Here is a 26008-nt window from a genome sequence, read left to right as displayed (position 1 = left end):
ACTCAAAACCGGCCCCAGAACCACAAACAATCCAGAGCCAGCCAAAACCCAAAAAACAAACCCAGACACAACAAAACCGTCATCAGAACGAAATCCCGATCCCCCAGAATCCCGAACTCAAAAATCCAGACCCAACCAAGCCAAACGCTCCGGTTTCCGCGCCTTTCTTGAACGCGGACGCGCCCGTTCCCACATTTCCCGTGTTGAGGAACGTGAGAGAGGAGCGCAGATGAGCTACGGATCCACCACCCACACCGCCGGGGCCGCGTGCCGGCCCGCCATCCGGCCCGGCTGGTCTCCGGCGACCATCGGACTGATGGTTCTCGGCTTTGTCGTCTTCTGGCCGCTGGGACTGGCGATGCTCGCCTATATCCTGTGGGGCGACCGGCTTCCCGGCCTTGCCCGTCAGGCGCGCGCGCAATGGGACGCAAATCCCGTTCGCCGCGGCTTCGAGACCGGCATGACCCGCAACACCGGCAATGCCGCGTTTGACGACTACCGCAACCGCGAGCTGGACCGGCTCGAGGAAGAACGTGCCCGGCTCGACCGGATGCGTGCCGAGTTCGACGACTTCCTGCACGAGTTGCGCCGGGCGCGCGACCAGGAAGAGTTCGACCGCTTCATGGCGAACCGGGGCCGGGGACCGGCACGCGGCGAGACCTGACCCTCGCGGAGACGGTCTCCCGCAGACATGAAAAAAGCCGCGGGCCAAGGCTCGCGGCTTTTCGTTTCAGCAGTTGCCGAGAGCCGGTCAGTTCGGCTTCTGCTCGGCCGCCGCCTGCGCCTGGTCGGCGTTCTGGCGGTAGAGCGCGGCAAAATCGATCGGGTCCAGCATCAAGGGCGGGAAGCCGCCGTTGCGCGATGCTTCCGCAAGGATGTTGCGGGCAAAGGGGAACAGCATGCGCGGGCACTCGATCAGCACGAACGGATGCAGGTGCTCCTGCGGCACGCCGAGGACGCGGAACAAGCCGGCATAAACCAGCTCGATGGCGAAGACCGCCATGGTCGAGGTCTTGGCGCTGGCATTCAGCGTCAAGACGACCTCGAACTGGTTCTCGCCCATCGGCTGGGCCGAGACATTGACATTGATGTCGAGCTTCGGCTGCTCCTGCGGCTGCAGCGAGCCGGGTGCATTCGGGTTCTCGAAGGACAGGTCCTTGATGTACTGGGCGATGATGCTCATGCCCGGCGCACCGCCGGCTTCGTTGCCCTGGCCAGCGGCCGCGTCGTTGGTATCGCTCATTCGTCGGTATCCTGTCTCGGCAGTGATGCAATGTCTGGCGCGGACAAGCCCGGCCGGCAAACGGCCTCCTCTCCCGCGCGGGATCGAGGGTTCCGCTAGCATGCCCGGACGGCGCAGCACAAGGCCTGATTGGCCGGAACCCGGCCGCATGACGCTCCGCGCGCCCCGCTTTCAGGACATTTGACGTTGCCTCTTTGGCACGCCACAAGGTTCGAAGGCGGGTGCTCCTCACCCTGACAGAACCCAGAAGGACATGATGCCGGAGACAGACACGCCCGAACTGGGCTCGCCGCACCGCCGGCTGAAACTCGACACGCTGGTGCGGCTGCGGTGGCTGGCGATCGTCGGCCAGACGGCAGCGCTGCTCGTCGTGCATTTCTATCTGGCCTATCCGTTGCCGCTGTCGCCTTGCGCGGCCCTCGTTGCCGCGTCCGCCTGGCTGAACATCTTCCTGAAGGTTCGCTCACCGCAATCGCAGCGGCTTTCGGAACGCTCGGCCACGCTGCAGCTCGGCTATGACCTTGCCCAGATGGGCGGTCTTCTCTACCTGACGGGCGGACTGGGAAATCCCTTCGCGTTTCTGCTGCTGGCCCCGGTGATGGTGTCCGCGACGGGACTTTCCGCGCGCAAGACTGTCTATCTGGGCCTGCTTGCCACCGGGATCGCCACCGTGCTGGCAGTGTTCCACCTCCCTCTCCCCTGGCCGGACGACCAGACGTTCCGCCTCCCGCCGGTCTATGCGACCGGCGTCTGGATCGCACTGGTCTGTTCGCTCTCCTTCATGGGCGCCTATGCCTTTCGCGTGGCGGAGGAAGCCCGGCACCTCTCCGACGCCCTGACGGCGAGCGAACTGGTGCTGGCCCGCGAGCAGCATCTCCACGCCCTCGACGGGCTGGCGGCCGCGGCCGCCCACGAGCTGGGCACGCCGCTGGCCACCGTCTATCTGACGGTGAAGGAGCTGGCACGCGACCTCGACAGCACCACGGGCGAGCTGCCTGCCCCCGACGCGCTGCGCGAGGATCTCGCGCTGATCCTGTCGCAGGCGGAGCGTTGCCGCGACATCCTTTCGAAGCTGTCGTCGCTGCCCGATGACCGCGACCTCCATTTCCGGGGCGAGAAGCTGTCGCACCTGATCGAACAGGTGATCGAACCGGCCCGAGCCTTCGGAACGCGGATCGAGGTCGATGCCGCCGGCGAGGGCGCCGAGCCGCTGGTGTGGCGCAACCCGGCCATCCATTACGGGCTCGGCAACCTTCTGGAAAACGCCGTCGACTTCGCCGACAGCCGTGTCACCATCACCGCCCGCTGGACTGCCGCCAGCGTGGTGATCGAGATTGCCGATGACGGAAACGGATTTGCGGCCGACGTGATCACCCGCCTCGGCGAGCCTTATGTCACGGCGCGGAGCAATCGCGAGGGACGTCCGGGCCAGGGCGACACGGCCGGAGGGCTGGGTCTGGGCTTCTTCATCGCCAAGACACTGCTGGAGCGCACCGGGGCGGACCTGCGCCTGCGCAACCGCCCGCCGCCCGGGCGGGGAGCGATTGTCCGCGTCGCCTGGCCCCGCGACGGCCACTCTCCGTGGCAGGAAGGCGCGGGCGCAAATGCCGCAGACACAGGCAGCCACGCGGATTTGCCGTCTGCGCAAACGCACATATAAAGACAAGCAACACAGGATCCGGCGACAGTCGGACCGATACGGGAAACGCAGGACGGCGGCATGAACGAGCGGTCACAGACAGAAGACGCGGCACCGAGAACCTTGCTGATCGTCGATGACGACCGGCCTTTCCAGCAACGGCTGGCGAGAGCCATGGAAAAGCGGGGCTTTGTCACCGAAACCGCAGACAGCGTGCGCGAAGCGCTGGACAAGCTGAGGATCGCCGCGCCGGAATTCGCCGTCGTCGACATGCGGCTCGAGGATGGCAGCGGTCTTGACGTGGTCGAGGCCGTGCGCGCGCGCCGACCCGATGCAAAGGTTGTGATCCTCACCGGTTACGGCAACATCGCCACCGCGGTCACCGCCGTGAAGCTCGGGGCTGTCGACTATCTGGCGAAGCCGGCGGATGCCGACGACGTGCTTGCGGCCCTGACATCGACCGACGAGGAGAAGGCCCAGCCGCCGGAAAACCCCATGTCGGCGGACCGGGTGCGCTGGGAGCATATCCAGCGCGTCTATGAACTGTGCGACCGCAACGTATCGGAAACCGCCCGGCGGCTTTCCATGCACCGGCGCACCCTGCAGCGGATCCTGGCCAAGCGCGCCCCGCGCTGAGCATGCCGACGAGCGGGCGGGACCCGGGACAGGGGGTCAGTCCACCACGTCGCCATGCCCGTAGAACCTGGGCTTCACACCGAAGAGACCCACAAGGATCCCGACGGCCGTCGCCAGGTCGACACCGGCACGCCGCGCGCGCCAGCCGGCAAGCGGTGACCAGAACAGGTGATTGGCCGCGTAGGCGACCTTGCCCAAGAGCTCGCGCAGACCCGCCGCCACTGCACCGGCGAGCGAGGCGCTGTCCTTGCGCGCGCGGTTTCCGTAATAGACGCCATCACGCAAACCGCGTCGCAGGATGAAGCGCAAGGTCGCCCGCTCGGGCGGCACGATGTCGTAGACGCACGCCGATGAGGCCGCGCCAATCGACGCGCCCTCCCTCACAAGCCTGCTCAGGAATTCGTGATCCTCGCCCCCGGTCATCGCATAATCGGGCTGGAACCATTCGCCTTCGCTCTCGGGCAGGCAGGCCAGGCGCAGGAACAGGTTCGCCGTCGTCGGTGTCTCGCAGTCCCCGGCAAAGAACCCGCCGGTGGCGATCCAGCCGGCCGGCCTTTCCAGAAAAATCGGCTCGATGGGGCCGATCTGGATGTCGGCGCCGGTGCGCTCGACAGTCGCGAGATGCGCTGCGAGCCAGTCCTTCCCGGCGCGTTCATCATCATCGATGGAGGCTAGGAACTCCGCGCCACTCTCTCGGGCAAGATGCAGGGCACGATTTCGAACGGCACTCAGCCCCGGCTCGCGCACCCGTTCATGGGCAATGTCGAGCTCGCCTGCAAAGGCCTCGACGACGGAACGCGCCGCGGCGCGGCCATTGTCGATGACGAAAACGCGAAATCGCGCGCCGATGCGCTGCTCCGCAAGGGACTGCAACGTACCGCGCAACTGCTCGTGGCGGTCGCAGGTGCACACCGCCACGCAAACCCGCGCATCCGCGCGTTCCGTTGCAATGGCCATCGACGGCATTTCCATGTCAGATCCCCGTGCCCCTTCGTCATTCCCCGTCTGGTCGCAAAAGGCAGAAGGGATTGCAACGGGCATAACGCAGGTTCTCAGCCCAGACCGCCGGCAGAGATGCGAAGGTCGGGATCCAGCGCATCATGCAGGCGATTGGCCGCCGCCTGTGCAAAGCGGAGCAGCACCGCCTTTCGCGTCGCCGCCGGCAACCTGTGCTCGGGGGCCGGTCGCAGGACTTCCGCAAAATATCCATCGGAGAGAATCAGGCCCGCGTCCTGCGGAAACACCTCCGCGGGAACATCGGCATGGCTTGCGAAGAAAAGCCTGTCGCAATGGGCCCGGTAGTCCGGCCACTTGCTGTCGGCGCGAAAATCGGCGAGCGAGGATTTGACTTCCACGATCCAGACGTCGCCCTTCGGCCCGACCGCCGCAAGGTCCGCCCGCCGCCCGGACGCCAGCGTCAGCTCCCCCACACAGGCAAACCCCGCCGCGCGCAGCATCCGCGCCGTGCCGCGCCAGACACGCGCAGCTGCGTCGGACTGCCGCCCGTCAGCAAGAGGATCGTCCAGCAGGATGCGGTTGGTGATCATGGCCCGGGTGTCCATCTGCAAGTCCGTTCCGCCTTTGTTCCAGAGGGACACTAGCCTTGCTTGTCCGCAAGTGGCAAGGGCCGAACCGGAAATCCGGAACGGCCCTTGCAGATCGCTTGCTGTCGCCGGCACCCTCGACCCGTCAGCGACGCTCCAGGAACCCGCAGATGCGCCGCGCATCATGCAGGATCGGTTCGGCAATGGCGCTGGCGCGTTCGGCACCGTCGCGCAGAACGGCATGGATATGGTCGGGCGCGGCCATCAGGCGGTTCATCTCGTCGGCCATCGGCGCCAGTTTCTCCACCGCCAGGTCGGCCAGGGCCGGCTTGAACACCGAGAAGGGCTGGCCGCCGAAATCGGACAGCACCTCGTCCTTCGTCCGGCCCGAGAGCGCCGCATAGATCCCGACGAGATTGGCGGCCTCGGCACGGTCCGCCAGCCCTCCGGTGTCACCCGGCAACGGTTCGGGATCGGTCTTTGCCTTGCGGATCTTCTTCGATATCTCGTCCGCCGTGTCCCGCAGGTTGATGCGCGACAGATCCGACGGATCGGACTTGGACATCTTCTTGGTGCCGTCGCGGAGCGACATGATCCGGGTCGCGGGGCCCGCGATCATCGGCTCGGTCAACGGGAAGAAGAGTTCCCCCGGCAGTTCCGGGCTCGGTGCCGGGTTGGGCACGCCAACGCCGAGTTCGGCGATCCGCTCGGCGAAGTCGTTGTTGAACTTCTGGGCAATGTCGCGCGTCAGCTCCAGGTGCTGCTTCTGGTCATCGCCAACCGGCACGTGGGTCGCCCGATAGGCAAGAATGTCGGCCGCCATCAGCGTCGGATAGGCGAACAGCCCCACGGACGCATTCTCCCGGTTCTTTCCCGCCTTCTCCTTGAACTGCGTCATGCGGCTGAGCCAGCCCATGCGCGCGACGCAATTGAAGATCCAGGCAAGCTCGGCATGCTCGCGGACCTGGCTCTGATTGAAGATGATCGCCTTCTTCGGGTCGATACCCGCAGCCAGGTAGGCCGCCGTCACTTCACGCGTCGCGACCGTCAGGGCGGCCGGGTCGTGCTTGACGGTGATCGCATGCATGTCGACGACGCAGTAGATCGTCGGCATCTCGTCCTGGAGAGGGACGAAACGCGAGATCGCGCCGAGATAGTTGCCGAGATGGAGATTGCCGGTCGGCTGTACGCCGGAGAATACGCGCGGCTGGAACTGATTCAAGAAACTGTCCCCCAGTTTGGACCTCGGGTTGAACGCGGCCGGGTCTTTCCCGATCCGCGACGCGGCAGGGTTGCACCGCATCTGGCGGGTTATGACGAAGCCCGTGCCCGAGCGCAAGGCGGAAGCCGGAACGGTAACGGTTTCCGCAATTCCCTTGCGTTGGCGCCACAGTACCGCCCGCTGGCGCCGGACTTTGCCCGGCACCCGCGCGGGACTTCGCCTGCGTCGAAACGACCCTTCAGGGATATTCCCAATTCACCTTGGCGATGTATATGGGCTATAGACTGGAACGACACTAAAGTGCGAGCGTTTGAATGCACGCGGGAATCGGCGGACAATCTTCGCCAGGACGGAAGCAAGAGGTCCCGGAGGCCGGAATGGATTACGAGAGCTTCTTTCGACGCGAGATCGAAGGGCTGCATACAGAAGGTCGGTATCGGGTTTTCGCGGATCTGGAGCGTCATTCCGGAAGTTTTCCGAAGGCAACGCGCTACACGCAGGACGGGGCCCACGAAGTCGCCGTGTGGTGCTCGAACGACTATCTAGGGATGGGTCAAAGCCCGATCGTGACCGATGCGATGCATGAAGCCATCGATCGTTGCGGCGCGGGCGCCGGCGGCACGCGCAACATCTCCGGCACCAACCACTATCATGTCCTGCTCGAGCAGGAGCTTGCCGACCTGCACGGCAAGGAAGCCGCCCTTCTCTTCACCTCCGGCTACGTTTCCAACTGGGCGGCGCTTGGCACCATCGCGGCGCACCTGCCGGGTTGCGTGGTCCTGTCGGATGCGCTCAACCATGCCTCGATGATCGAGGGCATCCGGCATTCGCGTGCCGAAAAGCGCATCTGGAAGCACAATGACGTGGCCGACCTGGAGCGCCAGCTCGCCGAGATCGAGCCGGGCCGCCCCAAGCTTGTCGCGTTCGAGAGCGTCTACTCCATGGACGGCGACATCGCGCCGATCCGGGAGATCTGCGACGTCGCCGAGAAATACGGCGCCATGACCTATCTCGACGAGGTGCATGCCGTCGGCCTTTACGGCCCGCGCGGTGGCGGCATCGCCGAGCGCGAAGGTCTGATGGACCGCCTGACGGTGATCGAGGGCACGCTCGGCAAGGCCTTTGGCGTGATGGGCGGCTACATCGCCGCCTCCGCCGCGCTTTGCGACTTCGTTCGCTCCTTCGCCTCCGGCTTCATCTTCACGACGGCCTTGCCGCCGGCGCTGGCCGCCGGCGCGCGCGCCTCGATCCGGCACCTGAAGTCGGCGGAAGGCGAGCAACTGCGTGCCCGCCACCGCGAGCGTGTCGCTACCCTGCGGCGCAGGCTCGATGCGGCCGGCATCCCGCACATGGTCAATCCGAGCCACATCGTTCCGGTCATGGTCAAGGATCCGGTGAAGTGCAAGATGCTCTCCGACATCCTGCTCGACACGTACGGGATCTACATCCAGCCGATCAATTATCCGACCGTGCCCAAGGGTCTGGAGCGGCTGCGCATCACCCCCTCACCGCTGCATGGCGATGGCGACATCGACCGGCTGGTGCGTTCGCTCGAGGCGCTGTGGTCGCAATGCGCGCTGGCACGGGCCGTCGCCTGACGAGCAAGCCCTTTGCCTGAACGAATAAAAGCGCCGGATCTTCCGGCGCTTTTTCATTTCGGACACGGCATCGCCTGACCGCATGCAGCGCTCAGCGGGTATGGGCCGGCATTCGCGCGCAGGCCGGCCATGCGGCCCTGAAGGCATCGTAGACAAGCATCGGCCCGCTGGCGAACACGCGCCCGGGATGGCGTTCGAGATGCTCGATCACGACCTGCCGGAGACCGTTGGCATCGATGCCGGGCGGGATGCAGTTGGCCCGCCCCAGCAGGAAGGCGTCCAGCGTTCCCTGAAGATAGCCGAGGCAGAACGTCACCGCGACGGCATTGGTCCGCGGATCGGCCCGGCAGGTGCTGGCAACCTGCGCGCCGCTTTGCCACCCGTCGGCCCGCGCCGAAGGCGCACCGGCGGCACAGGCGAGCGCAAGGGCAGCGGAGACGATCCCCGCCTTTCGCAAGCCGTGCATGTTCCGCATCTTTCTTGTCCTTGCCATCCCGCCGGTTCCGGATCCTTTGCCTTCCGACAACAATCCCGGGAGTCGCCCGATCAGGCAAGCTCGGCCCTAGACCCAGCGGAAGACGCAGCCGGCATAGACGATTGCAATCGCGAGCGGCGCCCAGAGCGGCGTCCCGACAAGCCCGAGCCATGCAAGGAAAATGAAGGCGCTGCCGAGCAGCGAGATGAACAGCCGGTCGCCGCGCGTCGTGTCCAGCCCGAGCGCGCCATGGCGCGGCCCGCCGCCCGGCGCGACATACTCCCAGACGGACATCGCCGCGAAGCACAGGGCGATGAAGATGAAGAAGGCGGCGGTCGGCCCGGTCCAGGCCATCCAGCTCAGTCCCATGACATGTCTCCCAGACGAGCCGCCTAGACGCGGCCGAGCGCGAAGCCCTTGGCGATGTAATTGCGGACGAAATAGATGACGAAGGCGCCGGGGATGATGGTCAGGGTTCCCGCCGCCGCGAGAAGCCCCAGTTCATACCCCGACGTACTCGCCGTTCGCGTCATCGTCGCCGCGATCGGCTTGGCGGCGACGGAAGTCAGTGTCTTGGCCAGCAGCAGTTCCACCCAGGAGAACATGAAGCAGAAGAATGCCGCGACGCCGATGCCGGCGGCGATGGTCGGCACGAAGATCTTCAGGAAGAACGACCAGAACGAGTGACCGTCGACATAGGCGGTCTCGTCGAGCTCCTTCGGCACGCCGGACATGAACCCTTCCAGGATCCAGACCGCGAGCGGAATGTTGAACAGCGTATGGGCCAGCGCCACGGCAACCGGCGTGTCGAACAGGCCGATCGCCGAGTAGAGCTGGAAGAAGGGCAGCGCGAAAACCGCCGGCGGCGCCATCCGGTTGGTCAGCAGCCAGAAGAACAGGTGCTTGTCGCCAAGGAAGCGATAACGCGAGAACGCATAGGCTGCCGGCAAGGCCACCACGACAGAAATCGCCGTGTTGATCAACACATAGGTCAGCGAGTTGACATAGCCCATGTACCAGGTCGGATCGGTGAAGATCGTCACGTAGTTCTCGATCGTGAACTGGTTGGGGAACAGCGTGAACGAACCCAGGATCTCGTTGGTCGTCTTGAAGGACATGTTGACGAGCCAGTAGATCGGCAACATGAGGAAGAGGATATAGAGCGCCGGGACGAGGCGTGTCGTGCTTTTCATCGGGCGGTCTCCGTCACTGCTGCTCGTTGCGCATCATCAGGGTGTAGAACACCCAGCTCAGCAACAGGATGATGAGGAAGTAGATGAGCGACATGGCTGCCGCCGGTCCGAGATCGAACTGACCGAGCGCGATCTTGACCAGATCGATCGAGAGCAGCGTCGTCGCGTTGCCCGGTCCGCCGCCGGTCAGGACCGACAGCTCGGTGTAGATCATGAAGCTGTCCATGAAGCGCAGCAGCACCGCGATCGTCAGCACCCGCTTCATCTTCGGAAGCTGGATGTAGCGGAAGATGGCGAAAGGCCTTGCACCGTCGATCTTGGCCGCCTGGTAATAGGCGTCGGGAATCGAGACCAGTCCCGCATAGGCAAGCAGGACCACCAGCGACGTCCAGTGCCAGACATCCATCAGGATGAGCGTGAACCAGGCATCTCCGGGCTGCCGGGTGAAATTGTAGTCGAAGCCGAGCGCGTTGAGACTGCGCCCGAGCAGGCCGATGTCGGGCAGGGCAAAGATGTTCCACATCGCGCCGACCACGTTCCACGGGATGAGAAGCGGCAAGGCCATCAGCACCAGGCAGACCGGGACCCAGGGCCCCTTGCGCGGCATGGTCAGCGCGATCGCCACCCCGAGCGGGATCTCGATGAGGAGGATCGTGAAGGTGAAGATCAATTGCCGCGTCAGCGCGTCATGAAAGCGCGGGGAGCGCAGGATCTGCTCGAACCAGGTCACCCCGGCCCAGAAGAACACGTTGTCCCCGAAGGTTTCCTGGACCGAGTAGTTGACCACCGTCATCAGCGGGATGATGGCGTTGAAGGCGACCAGCGCCACCACCGGCAGGACGAAGAGCCAGGCCCTGTTGTCGTGTGTCTTGTTCATCTCGCTCTCCCCCTCAGGCCACGATCCAGCCGTCGCGATAGACGGCCGTTCGCTCCGGATCGAAGCGCAGGGCGGTGTCCTCACCCGGGATATCGGCGCCTTCCGGAACCACCAGCTTCACAGCATGGCCGGCAGCCTGCGCCTCGACGATGCGATAGCGCCCGGCATCACTGACCTTCACGACCCGCGCCGGCAGGACGCCGTTCTCGCTCCTGTTCGCGAATGTGACGAACTCCGGCCGCACGCCGACCTCCAGCCGGCCGGACGAAGCGGCAAGATCGCTTCCGGAGGTGGTGCGCAGGGCCACGCCATTGACCCGGGCCCCCTCGTTCGAGGCCTCGCAAGGCAACACGTTCATGCCCGGCGAGCCGATGAAGTGGCCGACAAACGTGTGCTGCGGCCGCTCGAAAAGGTCGACCGGCGTGCCGATCTGCACGACCTCGCCCTGGTTCATGACGACCACCTTGTCGGCAAAGGTCAGCGCCTCGGTCTGGTCATGGGTCACGTAGATCATGGTGGTGCGGACCCGCTGGTGCAGCTCCTTCAGCTTCGAGCGAAGCTGCCATTTCAGATGCGGGTCGATAACCGTCAGCGGTTCGTCGAACATGATCGCGTTGACGTCCGAGCGCACAAGGCCCCGGCCGAGCGAGATCTTCTGCTTGCCATCCGCCGTCAGCCCCGCCGCTCGGTTCGCCAGCATATGCGTCAGGTCGATCATCTCGGCGATCTCGCGCACGCGGATGTCGACCTCGGCCTCGGCAACGCCGCGATTGCGCAGGGGAAACGCCAGATTGTCGTAGACGGTCATCGTGTCGTAGACGACCGGGAACTGGAACACCTGGGCGATGTGGCGTTCGTCGGGCGGAAGATCGGTCACGTCGCGCCCGTCGAAGAGCACCCGGCCCCGGCTTGGACGCAGCAGGCCGGAAATGATCGACAGCAGCGTGGTCTTGCCGCAGCCCGACGGGCCGAGCAGGGCATAGGCGCCGCCATCCTCCCATTCGAGGTTGAGTTCCTTGAGTGCCCAGTCGCTGTCGGAGGTCGGGTTGGCCACATAGGCGTGGCGCAGGGTGTCGAGTAGGATTTTCGCCATGTCCGCTTCTCCCTAGGCCACGATGCGCCGGCCGGTCGTATCGAAGACCATCGCCTTGGCCATGTCGGCATAGAGGCGCTGCCGCGTGCCCACCTCGAACGGATGGATGCCGTGCGACTGGGACACCCAGGTCTCGCCATGCACCACGAAGTGAATGATGCTCTCCGAGCCGGAGAGCTCGGTCACCAGGACCTCGCCATCCACCGCGACCGCCATGTCGCCTTGCGGTTCCGGCGCCACGTGGTGCGGTCGCACGCCGATCGTGTAGGCGCCATCCGCCAGCCCCGCATAGGCTGCGGGAACCGCGAAGGCCTCACCGGCGGGAAGACGGAACATGTCGCCCGCCTTGGTGACCGCCGCGACATTGATCGGCGGGTCGGAGAAGACCTGCGCGCTCGTCAGGTCCAGCGGGTTCCTGTAGACGTCGCCGGTCGCGCCGAACTGCGTCACGCGCCCCTCGAAAAGGCAGGCTGTCTGCCCCCCGAACAGCAGGGCCTCGACCGGCTCCGTCGTCGCATAGACGACGATGCAGTCGCGGTCGGCGAACAGGCGGGGAAGCTCGTCGCGCAATTCCTCGCGCAGCTTGAAATCGAGATTGGCGAGCGGTTCGTCGAGAAGAACGAGATCCGCATCCTTGACCAGGGCCCGGGCCATCGCCGTGCGCTGCTGCTGGCCGCCGGAGAGTTCCGAAGGTCGGCGTTCCAGCATCGGCGACAGCTTGAGCAGCTCCGCCATGGTGCCGACGCGGCGCTTGATCTCGTCCTCCGCGATCCGCGCAACCCGCAAGGGCGAGGCGATGTTGTCGTAGACGGACATGTTCGGGTAGTTGATGAACTGCTGATAGACCATCGAGACGTTGCGATGGCGCACGGAGACACCCGTCACGTTCCTGCCTGCGAACCAGACCTCGCCGGAGGTCGGACGCTCGAGGCCGGCCATCAGTTTCATCAACGTGGTCTTGCCGGCAAGCGTGGTGCCGAGCAGGATGTTGAAGCTGCCCGGCTCGCACACGAGATCGGTCGCGTGGATATGGGTCTCGGCACCGGCGCGCAGGCTTACGCGCCTCAGTTCAAGGGACATCTGTCGGCCGCCCTTTTTGGATGTGACGATGATCGTGCCCGGCAAGCGGTTTTCCCGTCACGCCGGTTCACGAAACGGCGGACGAAATTCCTGTGCGCCCCGCTACCGGCCGGAACCGGACGATTGCATGCCCGGAACGGCACATGCCGGCGCCACCGCTTCTTTCCGGACGTCGGACCCGGGGTCGCCCCCGGGTCTTTCAGTCGCGGATGACCGCTGTCAGTTGGCAGCCCACTGCTTGACGAGCTCATCGTAGTTGATGGTCTCGCCCTGGGGCTTCTCGTTCTCCAGCTTCGCCTTGGCGCCGCCCTTGCCGAGCCATTCGGACGGATCCTTCGGCTCGTTCAGGCGGGGACCACAACCACCGTAGGTGTTGCTCGCCTCGTCGGCCCGCTGCATGCGGCCCATGATGGTGTCCATCTCGCCGGCGAGACGGTCCATCGCCTCCTGCGGCGTGAAGGCGCCGGAGTTCACGTCACCGATCTGCTGCCACCAGAGCTGGGCAAGCTTCGGGTAATCGGGAACGTTGACACCGGTCGGGGTCCACTGGTCACGCGCCGGAGACCGGTAGAACTCGACGACGCCGCCAAGCTTGGGGGCGCGTTCGGTGAACGACTCGTGCCGAACCGAGCTGTCGCGGGCGAAGGTCAGGCCAAGATGGCTCTTCTTCAGGTCGACGGTCTTCGAGGTGACGAACTGGGCATAGAGCCATGCGGCCTTGGCCCGGTCGGTCGGGGTGGACTTCAGGATCGTCCAGGAACCGACATCCTGATAACCGACCTTCTGACCCTCTTCCCAGTAGGGACCATGCGGGCTCGGAGCGGCGCGCCACAGCGGCGTCCCCTCGTCGTCCACGGTGTTGTTGCCTTCCGACTTGGGCTTGACCATGTCGGCGAGGAACGCCGTGTACCAGAAGATCTGCTGGGCGACATTGCCCTGGCTGAGCGCCGGAAGCGACTGGTAGAAGTCGTAATCCGCCGCACCCGGAGGCGCGTATTTGCGCAGCCACTCGTCCCACTTGGCGATCGCATAGACAGCCGCCGGGCCGTTGGTGGCGCCGCCACGGGCGACGGAGGCACCGGACGGGTTGCACGACCCTTCCTCCATGCGGATGCCCCATTCGTCGATGGGACGGCCGTTCGGCAGGCCCTTGCTGCCGGCACCGGCCATCGACAGCCAGGCATCGGTCATGCGCCAGCCCAGATCCGGGGCACGCTTGCCGTAATCCATGTGGCCGTAGATGCGGACGCCGTCGACTTCCTTCACGTCCTCGGAGAAGAATTCGGCAATGTCCTCATAGGCCGACCAGTTGATCGGAACGCCAAGCTCATAGCCGTATTTCGCCTTGAACTGCTCCTTCAGGTCTTCCCGGTCGAACCAGTCCTTGCGGAACCAGTAGAGGTTCGCGAACTGCTGGTCGGGAAGCTGGTAGAGATCGCCGTCCGGTCCGGTGGTGAAGCTCAGTCCCATGAAGTCGTCGAGATCCAGCGTCGGCGACGTCACGTCCTTGGCCTCGCCCGCCATCCACTTGGTCAGGTTGACCGCCTGCTGGAGGCGCGAGTGGGTGCCGATGAGATCGGAATCGTTGACATAGGCATCGTAGAGATTGCGGTTCGTCTGCATCTGCGTCTGAACCGCCTGCACCACCTCGCCCTCGCCGAGGATCTGGTGATTGACCTTGATGCCCGTGATTTCCTCGAAGGCCTTGGTCAGAACGCGCGATTCATAGTCATGTGTCGGAATGCCTTCCGACAGCACGTTGATCTCCATCCCGCTGAACGGCTCGGCTGCCTTGATGAACCAGTTCATTTCCTCCATTTGCTGATCCTTTGTCAGCACGGAGGGTTGAAACTCGCTATCAATCCACTTCCTGGCCTCCTCGGCTCCGGCAAACGCCGAACCCGAACCGGCAAGAAGCGCGACGGCCGCAACGGCCGTCAGCATCTTATGTCGCATGTGAAGTCCTCCCTTGCATTGCTGCGGCTTGACTATCAAGCGAAAAAAAACGAACGTCAACCCGAAAATACGCTTGCCATTTTTTACCCAATCGAGGCAAAATCTGGCTGATTGTAACGTCTTGCTGCACCTGCGAACGAAATCGATGCAAAATAATCCAGAATATCGAAAAAAAACGAAAGGCCGGTAGATGGAGCCGGTTACCCCTCGCCAAACCGAGATTCTCGACCGCGCGCGACGCGCTGGCCGGGTTGATGTGGACGGGCTGGCGCACGAGTTCGACGTCACTCCCCAGACAATCCGGAAAGACCTCAACGAGTTGTGCGAACGCGGCATGTTGCAGCGGGTCCACGGCGGCGCGGTGCTGCCATCGGGAATCGCCAACTATGCCTATGATGCGCGGCGCCAGCTCGCCGCCGACGAAAAACGGCGCATCGGCCTCAGGGCCGCCGGACTGATCCCCGACAACGCCTCGATCATGCTGAACATCGGCACGACGACGGAGCAGGTCGCCCGCGCCCTGCGCCAGCACGACGGGATCATGGCGATCACCAACAACATCAATGTCGCCAACATCCTGCGTGCGGCGCCCGCGATCGAGGTGATCATCGCCGGCGGACAGGTCCGCCCCTCGGATGGCGGCATCGTCGGCGAGGCGACCGCCGACTTCATTCGCCAGTTCAAGGTGGACTACGCGCTGATCGGCGCCTCCGCCATCGATGCGGACGGAACCATCTTCGACTACGACTTCCGCGAGGTGCGCGTCGCCCGCGAGATCATCACCCATGCACGGCAGACCATCCTGGTCGCCGACAGCATGAAGTTCGAGCGCAGCGCACCCGTGAGGATCGCCCACATGTCGCAGATCGACATCTTCGTCACCGACAAGATGCCTCCCGAGCCGGTGCTCGACATCTGCCGGGAACACGGCGTGCGCGTCGAGGTGGCCGGAGCGGGCACCGCCGAGACCCCTGCGACAGCAATGGAAGACGGGCCGGGAGGCCACATGGAATGAGCGAACCACGAGAACGCAGCGACTTCGACATCCTGATCGTGGGAGGCGGCATCAACGGTTGCGGCATCGCACGCGATGCAGTCGGCCGAGGCTATTCGGTTTGCCTGGCGGAGATGAACGACCTTGCCAGCGGCACGTCGTCCTGGTCGACGAAGCTCGTTCACGGCGGCTTGCGCTATCTCGAGCACTACGAGTTCCGCCTCGTGCGCGAGGCCTTGAGCGAGCGCGAACTGCTCTGGGCCAATGCGCCGCACATCATCCGCCCGCTGCGCTTCGTGCTCCCGCACCAGAAAGGGCTCAGGCCGCGCTGGATGCTTCGGCTCGGGCTCTTCCTTTACGATCACCTGGGCGGCCGCAAGCTGCTGCCGGCCACCCGCACGCTCGATCTGCGCCGCGACCCCGCAGGCACCCCTCTCAAGGACGGTTTCGCCACCGCGTTCGAATATTCCGACTGCTGGGTGGACGACGCGCGGCTGGTGGTTCTCAACGCCCGCGACGCCCGTGCCCGCGGCGCGCAGATCAACACCCGCACGAAAGTCGTCTCGGCCGAACGCGTCGACGGGCTCTGGCATGCGACCCTTCAGGACACCCAGGACAAGTCGACCCGCGAGGTGACCGCGCGCCTGCTCGTCAACGCGGCCGGCCCCTGGGTCGACCGGTTGCTGGAAGGCGCCCTGAAGCGCAACGACGCCCACAATGTCCGTCTGGTGCAGGGCAGCCACATTGTCGTGCGCAAGCTGTTCGACCATGACCGCGCCTATATCTTCCAGAATGCCGACGGGCGCATCATCTTCGCCATTCCCTACGAGCAGGACTTCACCCTGATCGGCACGACTGACCGCGACTATGACGGCGACCCGGCCGATGTCGCGGCGACCGAGGAGGAAATCACCTACCTCGCGGAGGCCGCCAGCGAGTATTTCCGCCAGCCAATCCCCCGAAGCGACGTGGTGTGGACCTATTCCGGCGTACGACCGCTGTTCGATGACGGCGCCTCGAAGGCTCAGGAGGCAACACGCGACTACGTGCTGCGGCTGGACACCGGAACCAGGGGGGGCGAGGCACCCTTGATCAACATTTTCGGCGGGAAGATCACCACCTATCGCCGCCTCGCCCTTTCCGTGCTTGAGCAGATCGAAGACGCGATCGGCGGCGGCGGCCCGGCCTGGACGGCAAAAGCCGCGCTTCCAGGCGGCGACTTCCCGACCGAGGGCCTGGCAGAGCTGACACGCTCGCTGGCGAAGGGACGCGAAGCCCTGCCCGCCGGACTTGTCGAGCGGCTCGCGCGCAATTACGGAACGCAGGCACATGCGATTCTCGAGGACGTCGCAACGCCGGAGGACCTGGGCGAGCACTTCGGCGGCGGCCTGTTCGCCCGCGAGGTGATCCACATGATGGATCACGAATGGGCGCGCGAGGCGGAAGACGTGTTGTGGCGGCGCAGCAAGCTCGGCCTTCGGCTTTCAAGCGAGGAAGCCGCAAAGCTTGGCCGCTGGATGAAGCAGCGCTATAGCGGGAAACATTCCGCGCGCGATGCACGCCAGGCCTGACAGGCGGGTTTGCTCCTGACAGCGCACAAAACCGAAAGGCGCTTCATGGACGCTTCGCCCGCCACTCCGCTTTCCGGCATCCGTGTGCTCGATCTGACGAATGTCCTGTCCGGGCCCTTCTGTTGCCACCAGCTTGCGCATTTCGGCGCCGAGGTGATCAAGATCGAAGTGCCGGGGCGCGGCGATCTCGCCCGCCAGCTTGGTGCCGACCCGGCGCTGAATGCCGCCGACATGGGTGTCTCCTTCCTGGCCCAGAACGCCGGCAAGAAGAGCCTGACGCTCAACCTGAAAAACCCGAGCGGCGTGGAGCTGCTGAAGCGGCTCGCCGCCACCGCCGACGTGGTTGTCGAGAATTTCCGGCCTGGCGTGATGGACCGTCTCGGCGTCGGCTTCGACGATCTTGCGCCGCTCAATTCGCGGCTTGTCTATTGCGCGATATCCGGTTTCGGCCAGGACGGACCGATGCGCGCCATGCCGGCCTATGACCAGATCGTGCAGGGACTTTCCGGGGTCATGTCGGTGACCGGCGACGCGGAAACGGCGCCGCTGCGCGTCGGCTATCCGGTGTCCGACACGATCGGCGGCATGACGGCCGCTTTCGCCATTTGCGCAAGCCTTGCCGGACCGCGCGAGAAGCCGGTCTTTCTTGACATATCGATGCTGGAGGCAACGCTCGCCACGATGGGATGGGTCGTTTCCAACTGGATGATCGCCGGCCAGCGCCCCGCCGCCCACGGCAACGAGAACACGACCTCCGCCCCCTCCGGAGCCTTCCGGGCCCGGGACGCCTCCCTCAACATCGCCGCCAACAAGGACGAACAATGGCGGTTGCTGTGCGAGGAACTGGACCGGCCGGATCTTCTCGCCCATCCCGACTACGCGACCCGCGAGACGCGCAAGGCCAATCGCCTTGCCCTGCGCGCCGAGATCGAAAAGTCCCTTGCCGCCGGCGATGCCGCCGACTGGGTCAAACGGCTCAGCCGGCGCGGCATTCCGGCCGGCGAAATTCTCACCGTTCCTGAAACGCTCGCGCATCCGCAAGTGGCCGGTCGTGGCATGATCGCCGAATTCGACGAAGTGCCGGGGGTCGGCCGGCCCATCCGCACGATCCGCACCGGCATCAAGGTCAACGGCACGCCGCCGTCCGTCGACACGCCGCCGCCGGTTCTGGGGCGTGACACGGTCGACATCCTGGAAGGGCTTGGCATCACCGCCGAGGAAATCGAGCGGCTGCGACAGGAAGGCGCGATATGAGCGAGAGCAAGGTTACGGACCCGGTCGCCGACTGGTGGCACACGTCCATCATCGACATGGAACCCGGCCGGATCGCCTTTCGCGGCCATCCGGTGGAAGAGCTGATCGGCACGCTCTCCTTCCCCCAGATGATCTGGCACATGGTGATGGGCACGCCGCTCGATGCGGGTCGCGCGCGCCTTTTCGAGGCCGCTCTCGTCGCCGCTGTCGATCACGGGCCGCAGGCGCCCTCGATCGCCGCCGCACGCATGGCCGCCACGTGCGGCGTCGGTCTCAACAACGCCATGGCGACGGCGATCAACATGCTGGGCGACGTCCATGGCGGGGCCGGAGAGCAGGCCGTGGCGCTCTATCAGGACATCGACGCACGAACGCAGACCACCGGGCTTGAAGAGGCCACCGGCCAGGGTCTCGACGCGTTTCGCGCGACGAAGGGCAAGTTCATCCCCGGCTTCGGCCACCGCTTCCACAAGCCGGTCGACCCGCGCGCCCCGCGGCTTCTGGGCCTTGTCGACGAAGCCGCGGCCATCGGTTCGGTCTCCGGGCGGTTCGCCGCGATCGGGCGCGCGGTCGAAGCGCATCTGGCCCGGGAAAAGGGCAAGCCCGTGCCGATGAACATCGACGGGGCCACCGCCGTCATCTTCGCCGAACTGGGATGCCCGGCGCCCCTGGCACGCGGTTTCTTCTGCCTGTCCCGCTCGGTCGGCATCCTCGCCCATGCGTGGGAGCAGACCTGCCAGGGTGGCCGCAACAAGGGACCGACGCCGCCGTCTCACCGCTGGACCTATGACGGCGCCTGATCCTGCGTCGTCGGCAATGTGATGCGCACCCGCAACCCGCGCCCGTTGTCGCCTTCGACCAGTTCGAGCCGGCCGCCCGCGAGCGCTGTGATCTCCGCGACGATGGCAAGACCAAGCCCTGCGCCGTCCTCGTCCCCCTGCGGCGACAACCGTTCGAACCGCTTGACCGCCCGCGCCCGGTCTGCAGGGCGGATGCCCGGTCCGTCATCCTCCACGTCGAGGACGGCGAATCCTTCCCGGTGATCGACCCGTACCGTCGCGGAATGCCCCGGGCCGGCATAGGCAATCGCGTTCTCGATCAGGTTGCGCAGCATTTCGCCGATCAGCATGCCGTTGCCGCGCACGGCCGGACCGGGAGTGCCGGCAGGCGGCCCTTCATACCCCAGGTCCAGACCCGAACGCGCCGCGACAGGCTCCATCTCGGCCGCCATCCTGCGCGCCAGCCGGGCCAGATCGACGCTTTCGCCGTCGGGCCGATCGGCCGAGACCTCGTCGACCCGGGCGAGCAGCAACAGCTGGGAAAGGGTGCGTTCGCTCTGTGTCACGGCCAGATCGGCCGTGCTCAGGGCTGCGAGCATGGCCTCGCGCCCCTCGGCCCGGCGGGCAAGCTCGATCTGCGTGCGGATGATGGTGAGAGGCGTCCTGATCTGGTGCGACGCATTTCCGGTGAAGCGGCGGAGCGCGGCCAGCGAATCCGACAGTCTCGCCATGAAGCCGTTGATCGCGCCGACCAGCCGGTCGACCTCACGCGGCACTGCGTGACGGATCGGGCGCAGGTCGTCCGGGCTGCGACGGTCGAGCGCCTCCTCGAGCCTCGACAAGGGTCGCAGGCCGCGCCGAATGCCGAGCAGCACGGCAACGGCCGCGATCGCGATCAGCAACACCTGCCGGGCGGCGGAGTTCAGCAGCACGTCGCGCGCAAGGTCCCGCCGCGCGGTGGTCGTCTCCGCCACCGCGACCCGATAGGCAATCGAGCTGTTGCCGGAAGATGCCGCGCCGGAAAGGATCGCCACACGGATCGGCTCGCCCCGGAAGACAGCGTCGGCAAAACGCGGCTGATGGGCGACCTGCGCCGCCTCTCCCGCCTCGGGCACCGGCAGGTTGCGGTAGCCGGTGACGAAGGTTCCCGGAGGACCCTCGACACGGTAGAAGACCCTGTCCTCGGCGGCACTGGTCAGCATCTCCAATGCCACATAGGGCACGTCGACCTCGATCGCGCCGTCATTGCCGACCGCAACGCGCTCGGCAATCGCCAGCGCCGACCCGGTCAGCACGCGGTCGAGCACGGTGTTCACCGTCTCCCGCGCCTCGCGATAGGTGTCGAAGAGATCGTAGGCCGCGAGCAGGCTCAGCGGAGCGAGCAGCCAGACCAGCAGACGGGCGGAGAGCGAACGTGGCCCCCGGCCGCGAAGGGGCCGAATGCCACGAGCCTCGGCGACCCGTCCGGGCGGCGGCTCAACCATCTCCGTCGATCGCTTCCAGGGCATACCCCAGGCCGCGCGCGGTGCGGATCCTGAGGCCGCAGGGCTCCAGCCGCTTGCGCAGGCGCGAGATATACTGTTCCACCGCATTGTCGGAGAGATCCGCGTCAAACTCGCTCAGGCGCTCGCTGATGTGCTGCTTGGACACCACCCTTTCCGGGCGCTGGACCAGGATCTGCAGCACGCTCAGTTCCCGCGCCGTCAGGTCGAGCGGTCGGCCGTCGACCGTTGCGATCCTCTCGTTCAGGTCGAAGACGAGGCGACCGCATTCAAGGCGACCGCCGCGGGTGCCCGCATGCCGGCGCAGCACCGCACGGATGCGCGCCTCCAGCTCGCCGAACTCGAAAGGCTTGGTCATGTAGTCGTCGGCACCCAGGTCAAGACCGCGAATGCGTTCGTCAAGCGCCCCGCGCGCGGTCAGCACCAGCACCGCGCAAGGCAGGCCCCGCGCCCGGATCGTGCGCAGCAGCGTCATCCCGTCGGTGTCGGGCAGCGACAGGTCGAGAAGCACCAGGTCGAAAGCATCCGTGGCGAGCGCGGCTTCCGCGTCCTCGCCCTCATGCACGGCATCGACCGCATAGCCCGCTCCGCGCAACATCTGCGTCAGCCCGTCGGCCAGCGTGCGGTTGTCCTCGACGATCAGCAGACGCACCCCGGCCACCCTTTCGCAATCCGTTGGCGTTTCCAGCCGAAGGTCTCGCGCCCTCGTGCGGCGAGTTTAACCGCAGGCGCGCAACACAGTGCAAGAGGCGATTGGCACGGGGGCGCGAGCCGGCGACGGTCGCGCTTGTGTCGCCGCACCGGATCACCGCATACTCCCGCGCATGAAGCGCTCCCTTTCGGCCCTGGGCCTGGGCATGGTCCTGCTCATGCTGCTTGCCGGCCCGCCCGGCATCGCGCGCACCGACATGACAGATGCCCCGTCAGTCAGCCTCACACCGCTTTCCCCGTCCGGGGAGACCCGTGTCCTGCGGATCTACTCCTCGCTGGACGCGAAGATCGCCGCGCCCCTGCTTGCCGCGTTCCAGGCGACACGCCCGGATATCGGCATCGACTATTTCGAGCTCCAGACGCAGGATATCTATGCGCGTGTCATCGAGGAAAGCGATGAGATCGGACGCACCGCCGACCTGGCCTATTCCTCGGCCATGGACCTGCAGGTAAAGCTGGCGAACGACGGCTACGCCCAGAGCGTCCGGCTGCCCAATGCAGGTGCGCTGCCCGCGTGGGCGCAGTGGCGCGACACGGTCTACGGCACCACGTTCGAACCGGCGGTGATCCTTTATCACAAACCGTCCTTTCTCGAGACCGAACCACCCCGAACGCGTCCGGACTTTGCCGCCTATCTCAAGGCGCGCGAGGCGGAAACCTATGGCCGGGTCGGCACCTACGATGTGGAACGGGCCGGCGTCGGTCTGTTCTTCCTTGCCCGGGACAGGGAACACAATCGCGAGATCTGGGATCTTTTCAACGCGCTCGGCGCCAGCGGCGTGAAGCTCTATTCCAACTCCTCGGCGATCGTCGAGCGGGTGGCCGACGGGCGCTTCGTCCTCGGTTACAACATTCTCGGCTCCTATGCTTCCGCCTGGGCGCGCACGGACCCGGACCTCGGCATCGTGCTGCCGGAGGACTATACGGTGGTCATGTCGCGCACCGCGCTGGTGCCGCGCAGCGCCGGCGCGCCGGATCTCGGGGCCGCCTTTCTCGATTTCCTCGTCTCCCGCGAGGGCCAGAAGGTGATCGCCGAGCAGGTCGGCCTTCCCGTCCTGCACCCCGAACTCGACGGCGAGAACACCGCCAACGCCATGCGGCGCACCTTCGGCAACCGCCTGCGCCCCATTCCCGTCGGTCCCGCGCTTGTCGTCTATCTCGACCAGGTCAAACGCAACCGGCTGATCGAACGCTGGAACCGCGCGCTGAAGGTCCAATAGGCCCGGGACGACATCCACGCTGCGTTGCACCCTGTCTTTTTGCGACGCAGCGTCAGCTTCACGTCAGCCAGCCATGTCAGTCTTTCTCCATCGGCGCCGACTACGGAGACGGCATTTGCGATCCGCGCGGACGGGAGGACCGTTCGCCTGCGCGCGGTCGCAGCCGCCGCCGCGCCGTTTGTATCTGCAAAGGCAACAGTCACCAGCCGCCAGCGGCGGTACACGGTGATCCTGGGAGGAAAGACATGACCAAGACGACACGGCGCGGCCTTGCGGCCGCCGCAACCGCGTTCGGCCTCTTGTTTGCGGCCACCACCACGCAGGCTGCGGATATCGAGAAAATCCACTTCATCATTCCCGGCGGCGCCGGCGGTGGCTGGGACAGCACCGCGCGCGGCACCGGCGAAGCCCTGACCAAGGCCGGCCTTGTCGGCCAGGCGTCCTACGAGAACATGTCGGGCGGCGGCGGCGGCCTCGCCATTGCCCATCTGATCGAGATCGCCGGCAAGGCCGATGACACGATCATGGTCAACTCGACCCCGATCGTCATCCGGTCCCTGCAGAAGGTCTTTCCGCAATCCTTCCGCGACCTGACGCCGATCGCCGGCACCGTGGGCGACTATGCCGCGATCATCGTCGCCAAGGACAGCGACATCGCCGACTTCGGCGGTCTCGTGGACTTGGTCAAGGCCGATCCGACCAAGATGCCGATCGGCGGCGGGTCGGTCGCGGGCGGCATGGACCATGTCGTCGCAGCGATGGTGATGAAGGGCGCGGGCGCAAGCCCGACCTCGGTGAAATACGTTCCCTATGACGCCGGCGGCAAGGCCATGGCAGGACTGCTCTCGGGCGAGATCAAGGCGCTGTCGACCGGCTTCGGCGAGGCGATCGAACTCGCCAAGCAGGACCAGGTGCGCATCCTGTGCGTGACCGCGGCAGGTCGCGTCGACGCCGCCAAGGACGTTCCCACCTGCGACGAGGCCGGCGCAACCGGCATCGAGTTCATCAACTGGCGCGGTTTCTTCGGCGCACCGGGGATGAGCGCCGAAAAGCAGCAGGCCTATATCGCGGCCTTCGCCAAAATGTACGAGACCCCGGAATGGGAAGAAGTGCGCGCCCGCAACGGCTGGGTGAACATCTTCAATCCGGGTGAGGATTTCTCGGCCTTCCTGGAAAAGCAGGAGAAAGAGATCGCCGACCTGATGAAGGAACTCGGCTTCCTCTGATCGCGGCATCACGGGCGCGCGCCGGCCATTCCGGCGCGCGCCCTCTTTGCATGTCCGCTGTCCTTCGACCCTCTTGCACAGATCGGCCCAAGCCATGCTGACCCGCGACCGTATCGGCGCGCTTCTCATGCTCGCCTTTTCCATCGGCTACGGCGTGATGATCTTCCGCATCCCGCTGTTGCCATTCCAGATGAACGACGCTTTCACGGCCCGCTCGATGCCACAGGCGCTCGCGGTCCTGGGTTGCGTGCTGTCTCTCGCCGTCCTGTTCAAACCGATGAGCGAGGCCGACCGCACCGAGAACGCACGCTGGCTGGATGCCATGAAGCAACTTGCCCGCCCGATCGCCGGCCAGGGCTTCCCCCTGATCCGGGTCATCGTGCTGTGCGCCCTGATGGTCTTCTACGGCCTCACCGTGCGCCCGCTCGGCTTCCTGGTCTCGACCTCGCTGTTCCTGATCGCCGGCATGCTGGTGCTCGGCGAGCGGCGCTTCGTCATGGTCCTGCTTTCCTCGGTGAGCATCGTCGTCTTCTTCTGGGTTCTGATGACACAGTTTCTCGGCGTCTATATCGCGCCGCTCCCCGAAGTCCTTGTCGACATGTTCGGAGGCTGAGCCATGCTTGACGGTATTCTTGTCGGTCTGTCGACCGCCGCCTCGCCGATCAACATCCTGATGGTGGCGGTCGGCTGCTTCGCCGGAACCTTCATCGGCATGTTGCCGGGCCTCGGTCCGATCTCGGCCATCGCCCTGATGATTCCGATCACCTACGGTTTCGAGCCCGCCACGGGCATGATCCTGATGGCCGGCGTCTACTACGGCGCGATCTTCGGCGGCTCCACCTCCTCGATCCTGATCAATGCGCCCGGCGTTGCCGGCACTGTCGCGACAGCCTTCGACGGCTATCCGATGGCCAAGCAGGGCCACGCCGGAAAGGCACTGGCGATTGCCGCCTACTCGTCCTTTTCCGGCGGCACCATCGCCGCCCTCTTCCTGCTCGTTGCCGCGCCTTCGCTCGCCGTGGTCTCGCTTGCCTTCCAGTCGACGGACTATTTCGCGCTGATGGTGCTCGGCCTCACCGCCGTCGCCGCGTTCGCGGGACGCGGCAAGGTGCTCAAGGCCCTGATCATGACCGTTCTCGGACTGATGCTGTCCACCATCGGCACCGACGAAACGCAGGGCATGCAGCGCTTCACCTTCGGCATTCTCGACCTGATCGACGGCATCTCTTTCCTGCTGCTGGCCATGGCGACCTTCGCCCTGTCGGAAGCGCTGATGTCGGTCCTCAGGCCGAAGACGGCCGAAGAGGCCGCGCGCGAGAAAGACGCCAATGCCAGCCTCGGCTCGATGCGGCTCAACAAGGAGGAAGTGCGCGAGATGGTGCCGGTCATCGGCCGGTCTTCGATCCTCGGCTTCTTCGTCGGCGTCCTGCCGGGAGCCGGCGCCACGATCGCGTCGTTCCTTGCCTATGGCATGGAGCAGCGGATCGCCGGCCCCATCAAGGGCAAGCTGTTCGGCCACGGATCGATCCGCGGCCTTGCGGCACCGGAGACAGCCAACAACGCCGCCTGCTCGGGCTCCTTCGTGCCGCTTCTCACCCTCGGCATTCCCGGATCGGGCACGACCGCGATCATGCTGGGCGCGCTGATTTCCTACGGTGTGCAGCCGGGACCGCGTCTTTTCACCGACAATCCGGAGGTGTTCTGGTCGGTGATCATCTCCATGTATCTCGGCAACGTGATCCTGCTGGTGCTCAACCTGCCACTGATCCCGTATATCGCCCGTGTTCTGGCCCTGCCGCACACGGTGCTCGTGCCGATGATCCTGTTCTTCTCCCTGATCGGCGTCTACTTCGTCACCTTCAACACGTTCGACATCCAGCTGATGGTGATCTTCGCGGTCGGGGCGATGGTGCTCAGGCTTCTCGACATGCCGATGGCGCCGATGCTGCTCGGTTTCATTCTGGGCGGCATGATGGAAGAGAACCTGCGCAGGGCGCTGATCATCAGCAACGACAGCTGGGCCTTCGTCTGGGAGCGACCGCTGACCGCCTCGATCCTGGCGATCGCCGTGCTCATCCTGGTCGTGCCGATGGTGACGCCGATGCTCGGCCGGCTGATGGCACGGCGCCGGGAAGCCGCCGGCGAAGGCGGCTGAGACCGAACCGGTCCGCAGCGACAGCAACGCCGTCAATACA

Annotated in this window: 25 protein-coding genes and 1 pseudogene; 13 read left to right on the top strand and 13 right to left on the bottom strand. The window is 65.5% G+C overall.

The genetic code is table 11. The annotated features are described in order from the left end of the window. Together ACN0T5_RS13385 and ACN0T5_RS13380 are read left to right on the top strand one after the other, a co-directional pair. Positions 1–233 (top strand): annotated as a pseudogene (locus tag ACN0T5_RS13385) (hypothetical protein); the annotation flags it as partial. Continuing rightward, positions 230–664 (top strand): DUF2852 domain-containing protein, encoded by a 435-nt coding sequence (locus ACN0T5_RS13380; protein WP_417769100.1) that lies wholly within the window; start codon positions 230–232, stop codon positions 662–664. The pseudogene ACN0T5_RS13385 and the gene ACN0T5_RS13380, both read left to right, overlap by 4 nt. 87 nt (positions 665–751) lie before the next feature. Here the strand turns inward: ACN0T5_RS13380 and secB are convergent, their stop codons facing one another. After that, positions 752–1243 (bottom strand): protein-export chaperone SecB, encoded by a 492-nt coding sequence (gene secB, locus ACN0T5_RS13375; protein WP_306027824.1) that lies wholly within the window; start codon positions 1241–1243, stop codon positions 752–754. A gap of 256 nt (positions 1244–1499) precedes the next feature. Between secB and ACN0T5_RS13370 the strand changes: the two genes are divergently transcribed. Next, positions 1500–2903, top strand: a complete 1404-nt coding sequence (locus ACN0T5_RS13370; RefSeq protein ID WP_417769099.1) for an ActS/PrrB/RegB family redox-sensitive histidine kinase — start codon at positions 1500–1502, stop codon at positions 2901–2903. 60 nt (positions 2904–2963) lie between these two features. Continuing rightward, positions 2964–3518 carry an ActR/PrrA/RegA family redox response regulator transcription factor gene (locus ACN0T5_RS13365; RefSeq protein ID WP_417769098.1) on the top strand — a complete coding sequence of 185 codons (555 nt, stop codon included), beginning with the start codon at positions 2964–2966 and terminating at the stop codon, positions 3516–3518. Positions 3519–3554: 36 nt separating this feature from the next. Here the strand turns inward: ACN0T5_RS13365 and ACN0T5_RS13360 are convergent, their stop codons facing one another. From ACN0T5_RS13360 to trpS, 3 genes are all read right to left on the bottom strand, one after another. After that, positions 3555–4475, bottom strand: coding sequence for a glycosyltransferase family 2 protein (locus ACN0T5_RS13360; RefSeq protein ID WP_417769097.1), 921 nt, complete (start codon positions 4473–4475; stop codon positions 3555–3557). A 95-nt stretch (positions 4476–4570) separates the two neighbouring features. Next, entirely contained in the window at positions 4571–5080 is a 510-nt protein-coding gene (locus ACN0T5_RS13355; protein WP_417769096.1) for an MmcB family DNA repair protein, read from the bottom strand. 127 nt (positions 5081–5207) lie between these two features. Next, positions 5208–6284: a tryptophan--tRNA ligase gene (gene trpS, locus ACN0T5_RS13350; RefSeq protein ID WP_417769095.1), complete on the bottom strand. Its 1077-nt coding sequence runs from the start codon at positions 6282–6284 to the stop codon at positions 5208–5210. Positions 6285–6661: 377 nt separating this feature from the next. Between trpS and hemA the strand changes: the two genes are divergently transcribed. After that, on the top strand, positions 6662–7882 hold the full coding sequence (hemA, locus tag ACN0T5_RS13345; RefSeq protein ID WP_417769094.1) for a 5-aminolevulinate synthase: 1221 nt from the start codon (positions 6662–6664) through the stop codon (positions 7880–7882). A gap of 91 nt (positions 7883–7973) precedes the next feature. Here the strand turns inward: hemA and ACN0T5_RS13340 are convergent, their stop codons facing one another. The 7 genes from ACN0T5_RS13340 to ACN0T5_RS13310 all read right to left on the bottom strand — a co-directional run bounded on the left by ACN0T5_RS13340 (position 7974) and on the right by ACN0T5_RS13310 (position 14556). After that, complete coding sequence (locus ACN0T5_RS13340; protein WP_417769093.1) at positions 7974–8357, bottom strand: Rap1a/Tai family immunity protein; 384 nt, start codon at positions 8355–8357, stop codon at positions 7974–7976. Between the two features lie 87 nt (positions 8358–8444). After that, on the bottom strand, positions 8445–8726 hold the full coding sequence (locus tag ACN0T5_RS13335; RefSeq protein ID WP_417769092.1) for a DUF2160 domain-containing protein: 282 nt from the start codon (positions 8724–8726) through the stop codon (positions 8445–8447). A 23-nt stretch (positions 8727–8749) separates the two neighbouring features. Next, complete coding sequence (locus ACN0T5_RS13330; RefSeq protein WP_417769091.1) at positions 8750–9550, bottom strand: carbohydrate ABC transporter permease; 801 nt, start codon at positions 9548–9550, stop codon at positions 8750–8752. Between the two features lie 13 nt (positions 9551–9563). Beyond that, on the bottom strand, positions 9564–10427 hold the full coding sequence (locus ACN0T5_RS13325) for a carbohydrate ABC transporter permease (RefSeq protein ID WP_417769090.1): 864 nt from the start codon (positions 10425–10427) through the stop codon (positions 9564–9566). 13 nt (positions 10428–10440) lie between these two features. Next, positions 10441–11520, bottom strand: coding sequence for an ABC transporter ATP-binding protein (locus tag ACN0T5_RS13320; protein WP_417769089.1), 1080 nt, complete (start codon positions 11518–11520; stop codon positions 10441–10443). Between the two features lie 12 nt (positions 11521–11532). Next, positions 11533–12600 carry an ABC transporter ATP-binding protein gene (locus ACN0T5_RS13315; protein ID WP_417769088.1) on the bottom strand — a complete coding sequence of 356 codons (1068 nt, stop codon included), beginning with the start codon at positions 12598–12600 and terminating at the stop codon, positions 11533–11535. A 219-nt stretch (positions 12601–12819) separates the two neighbouring features. Beyond that, complete coding sequence (locus tag ACN0T5_RS13310) at positions 12820–14556, bottom strand: ABC transporter substrate-binding protein (RefSeq protein WP_417769087.1); 1737 nt, start codon at positions 14554–14556, stop codon at positions 12820–12822. A 190-nt stretch (positions 14557–14746) separates the two neighbouring features. On the opposite strand from ACN0T5_RS13310, the gene ACN0T5_RS13305 reads away from it, so the two are divergent. Genes ACN0T5_RS13305 through ACN0T5_RS13290 form a run of 4 tightly spaced genes read left to right on the top strand, consistent with a single transcriptional unit; the run spans position 14747 to position 19175 of the window. After that, a complete protein-coding gene (locus tag ACN0T5_RS13305; protein ID WP_417769086.1) occupies positions 14747–15571 on the top strand; it encodes a DeoR/GlpR family DNA-binding transcription regulator in 825 nt (274 codons plus the stop codon). Next, positions 15568–17121, top strand: coding sequence for a glycerol-3-phosphate dehydrogenase (gene glpD / locus ACN0T5_RS13300; protein ID WP_417769085.1), 1554 nt, complete (start codon positions 15568–15570; stop codon positions 17119–17121). The genes ACN0T5_RS13305 and glpD overlap by 4 nt, the downstream gene beginning before the upstream one ends. 45 nt (positions 17122–17166) lie before the next feature. Continuing rightward, a complete protein-coding gene (locus tag ACN0T5_RS13295; protein WP_417769084.1) occupies positions 17167–18375 on the top strand; it encodes a CaiB/BaiF CoA transferase family protein in 1209 nt (402 codons plus the stop codon). Then, entirely contained in the window at positions 18372–19175 is an 804-nt protein-coding gene (locus ACN0T5_RS13290) for a citryl-CoA lyase (protein WP_417769083.1), read from the top strand. The genes ACN0T5_RS13295 and ACN0T5_RS13290 overlap by 4 nt, the downstream gene beginning before the upstream one ends. Here the strand turns inward: ACN0T5_RS13290 and ACN0T5_RS13285 are convergent. Both ACN0T5_RS13285 and ACN0T5_RS13280 read right to left on the bottom strand, forming a co-directional pair. Continuing rightward, positions 19160–20638, bottom strand: coding sequence for a sensor histidine kinase (locus ACN0T5_RS13285; protein WP_417769082.1), 1479 nt, complete (start codon positions 20636–20638; stop codon positions 19160–19162). The genes ACN0T5_RS13290 and ACN0T5_RS13285 overlap by 16 nt on opposite strands. Next, a complete protein-coding gene (locus ACN0T5_RS13280; RefSeq protein WP_417769103.1) occupies positions 20631–21308 on the bottom strand; it encodes a response regulator transcription factor in 678 nt (225 codons plus the stop codon). The genes ACN0T5_RS13285 and ACN0T5_RS13280 overlap by 8 nt, the downstream gene beginning before the upstream one ends. A 217-nt stretch (positions 21309–21525) precedes the next feature. Between ACN0T5_RS13280 and ACN0T5_RS13275 the strand changes: the two genes are divergently transcribed. The 4 genes from ACN0T5_RS13275 (at position 21526) to ACN0T5_RS13260 (ending at position 25968) form a co-directional block, all read left to right on the top strand. Further along, a complete protein-coding gene (locus tag ACN0T5_RS13275) occupies positions 21526–22587 on the top strand; it encodes an ABC transporter substrate-binding protein (RefSeq protein ID WP_417769102.1) in 1062 nt (353 codons plus the stop codon). A gap of 245 nt (positions 22588–22832) precedes the next feature. After that, the gene (locus tag ACN0T5_RS13270; RefSeq protein WP_417769081.1) at positions 22833–23813 is read left to right on the top strand and encodes a Bug family tripartite tricarboxylate transporter substrate binding protein; all 981 of its coding nucleotides are present in this window, start codon (positions 22833–22835) and stop codon (positions 23811–23813) included. 94 nt (positions 23814–23907) lie between these two features. After that, positions 23908–24426: a tripartite tricarboxylate transporter TctB family protein gene (locus tag ACN0T5_RS13265; RefSeq protein WP_417769080.1), complete on the top strand. Its 519-nt coding sequence runs from the start codon at positions 23908–23910 to the stop codon at positions 24424–24426. Between the two features lie 3 nt (positions 24427–24429). Next, complete coding sequence (locus tag ACN0T5_RS13260) at positions 24430–25968, top strand: tripartite tricarboxylate transporter permease (protein WP_417769079.1); 1539 nt, start codon at positions 24430–24432, stop codon at positions 25966–25968. Positions 25969–26008: the final 40 nt, after the last annotated feature.

It is taken from the genome of Stappia sp., assembly GCF_048261845.1.
GTDB lineage: Bacteria > Pseudomonadota > Alphaproteobacteria > Rhizobiales > Stappiaceae > Stappia.
This window is presented reverse-complemented; position numbering and strand designations above follow the sequence as displayed.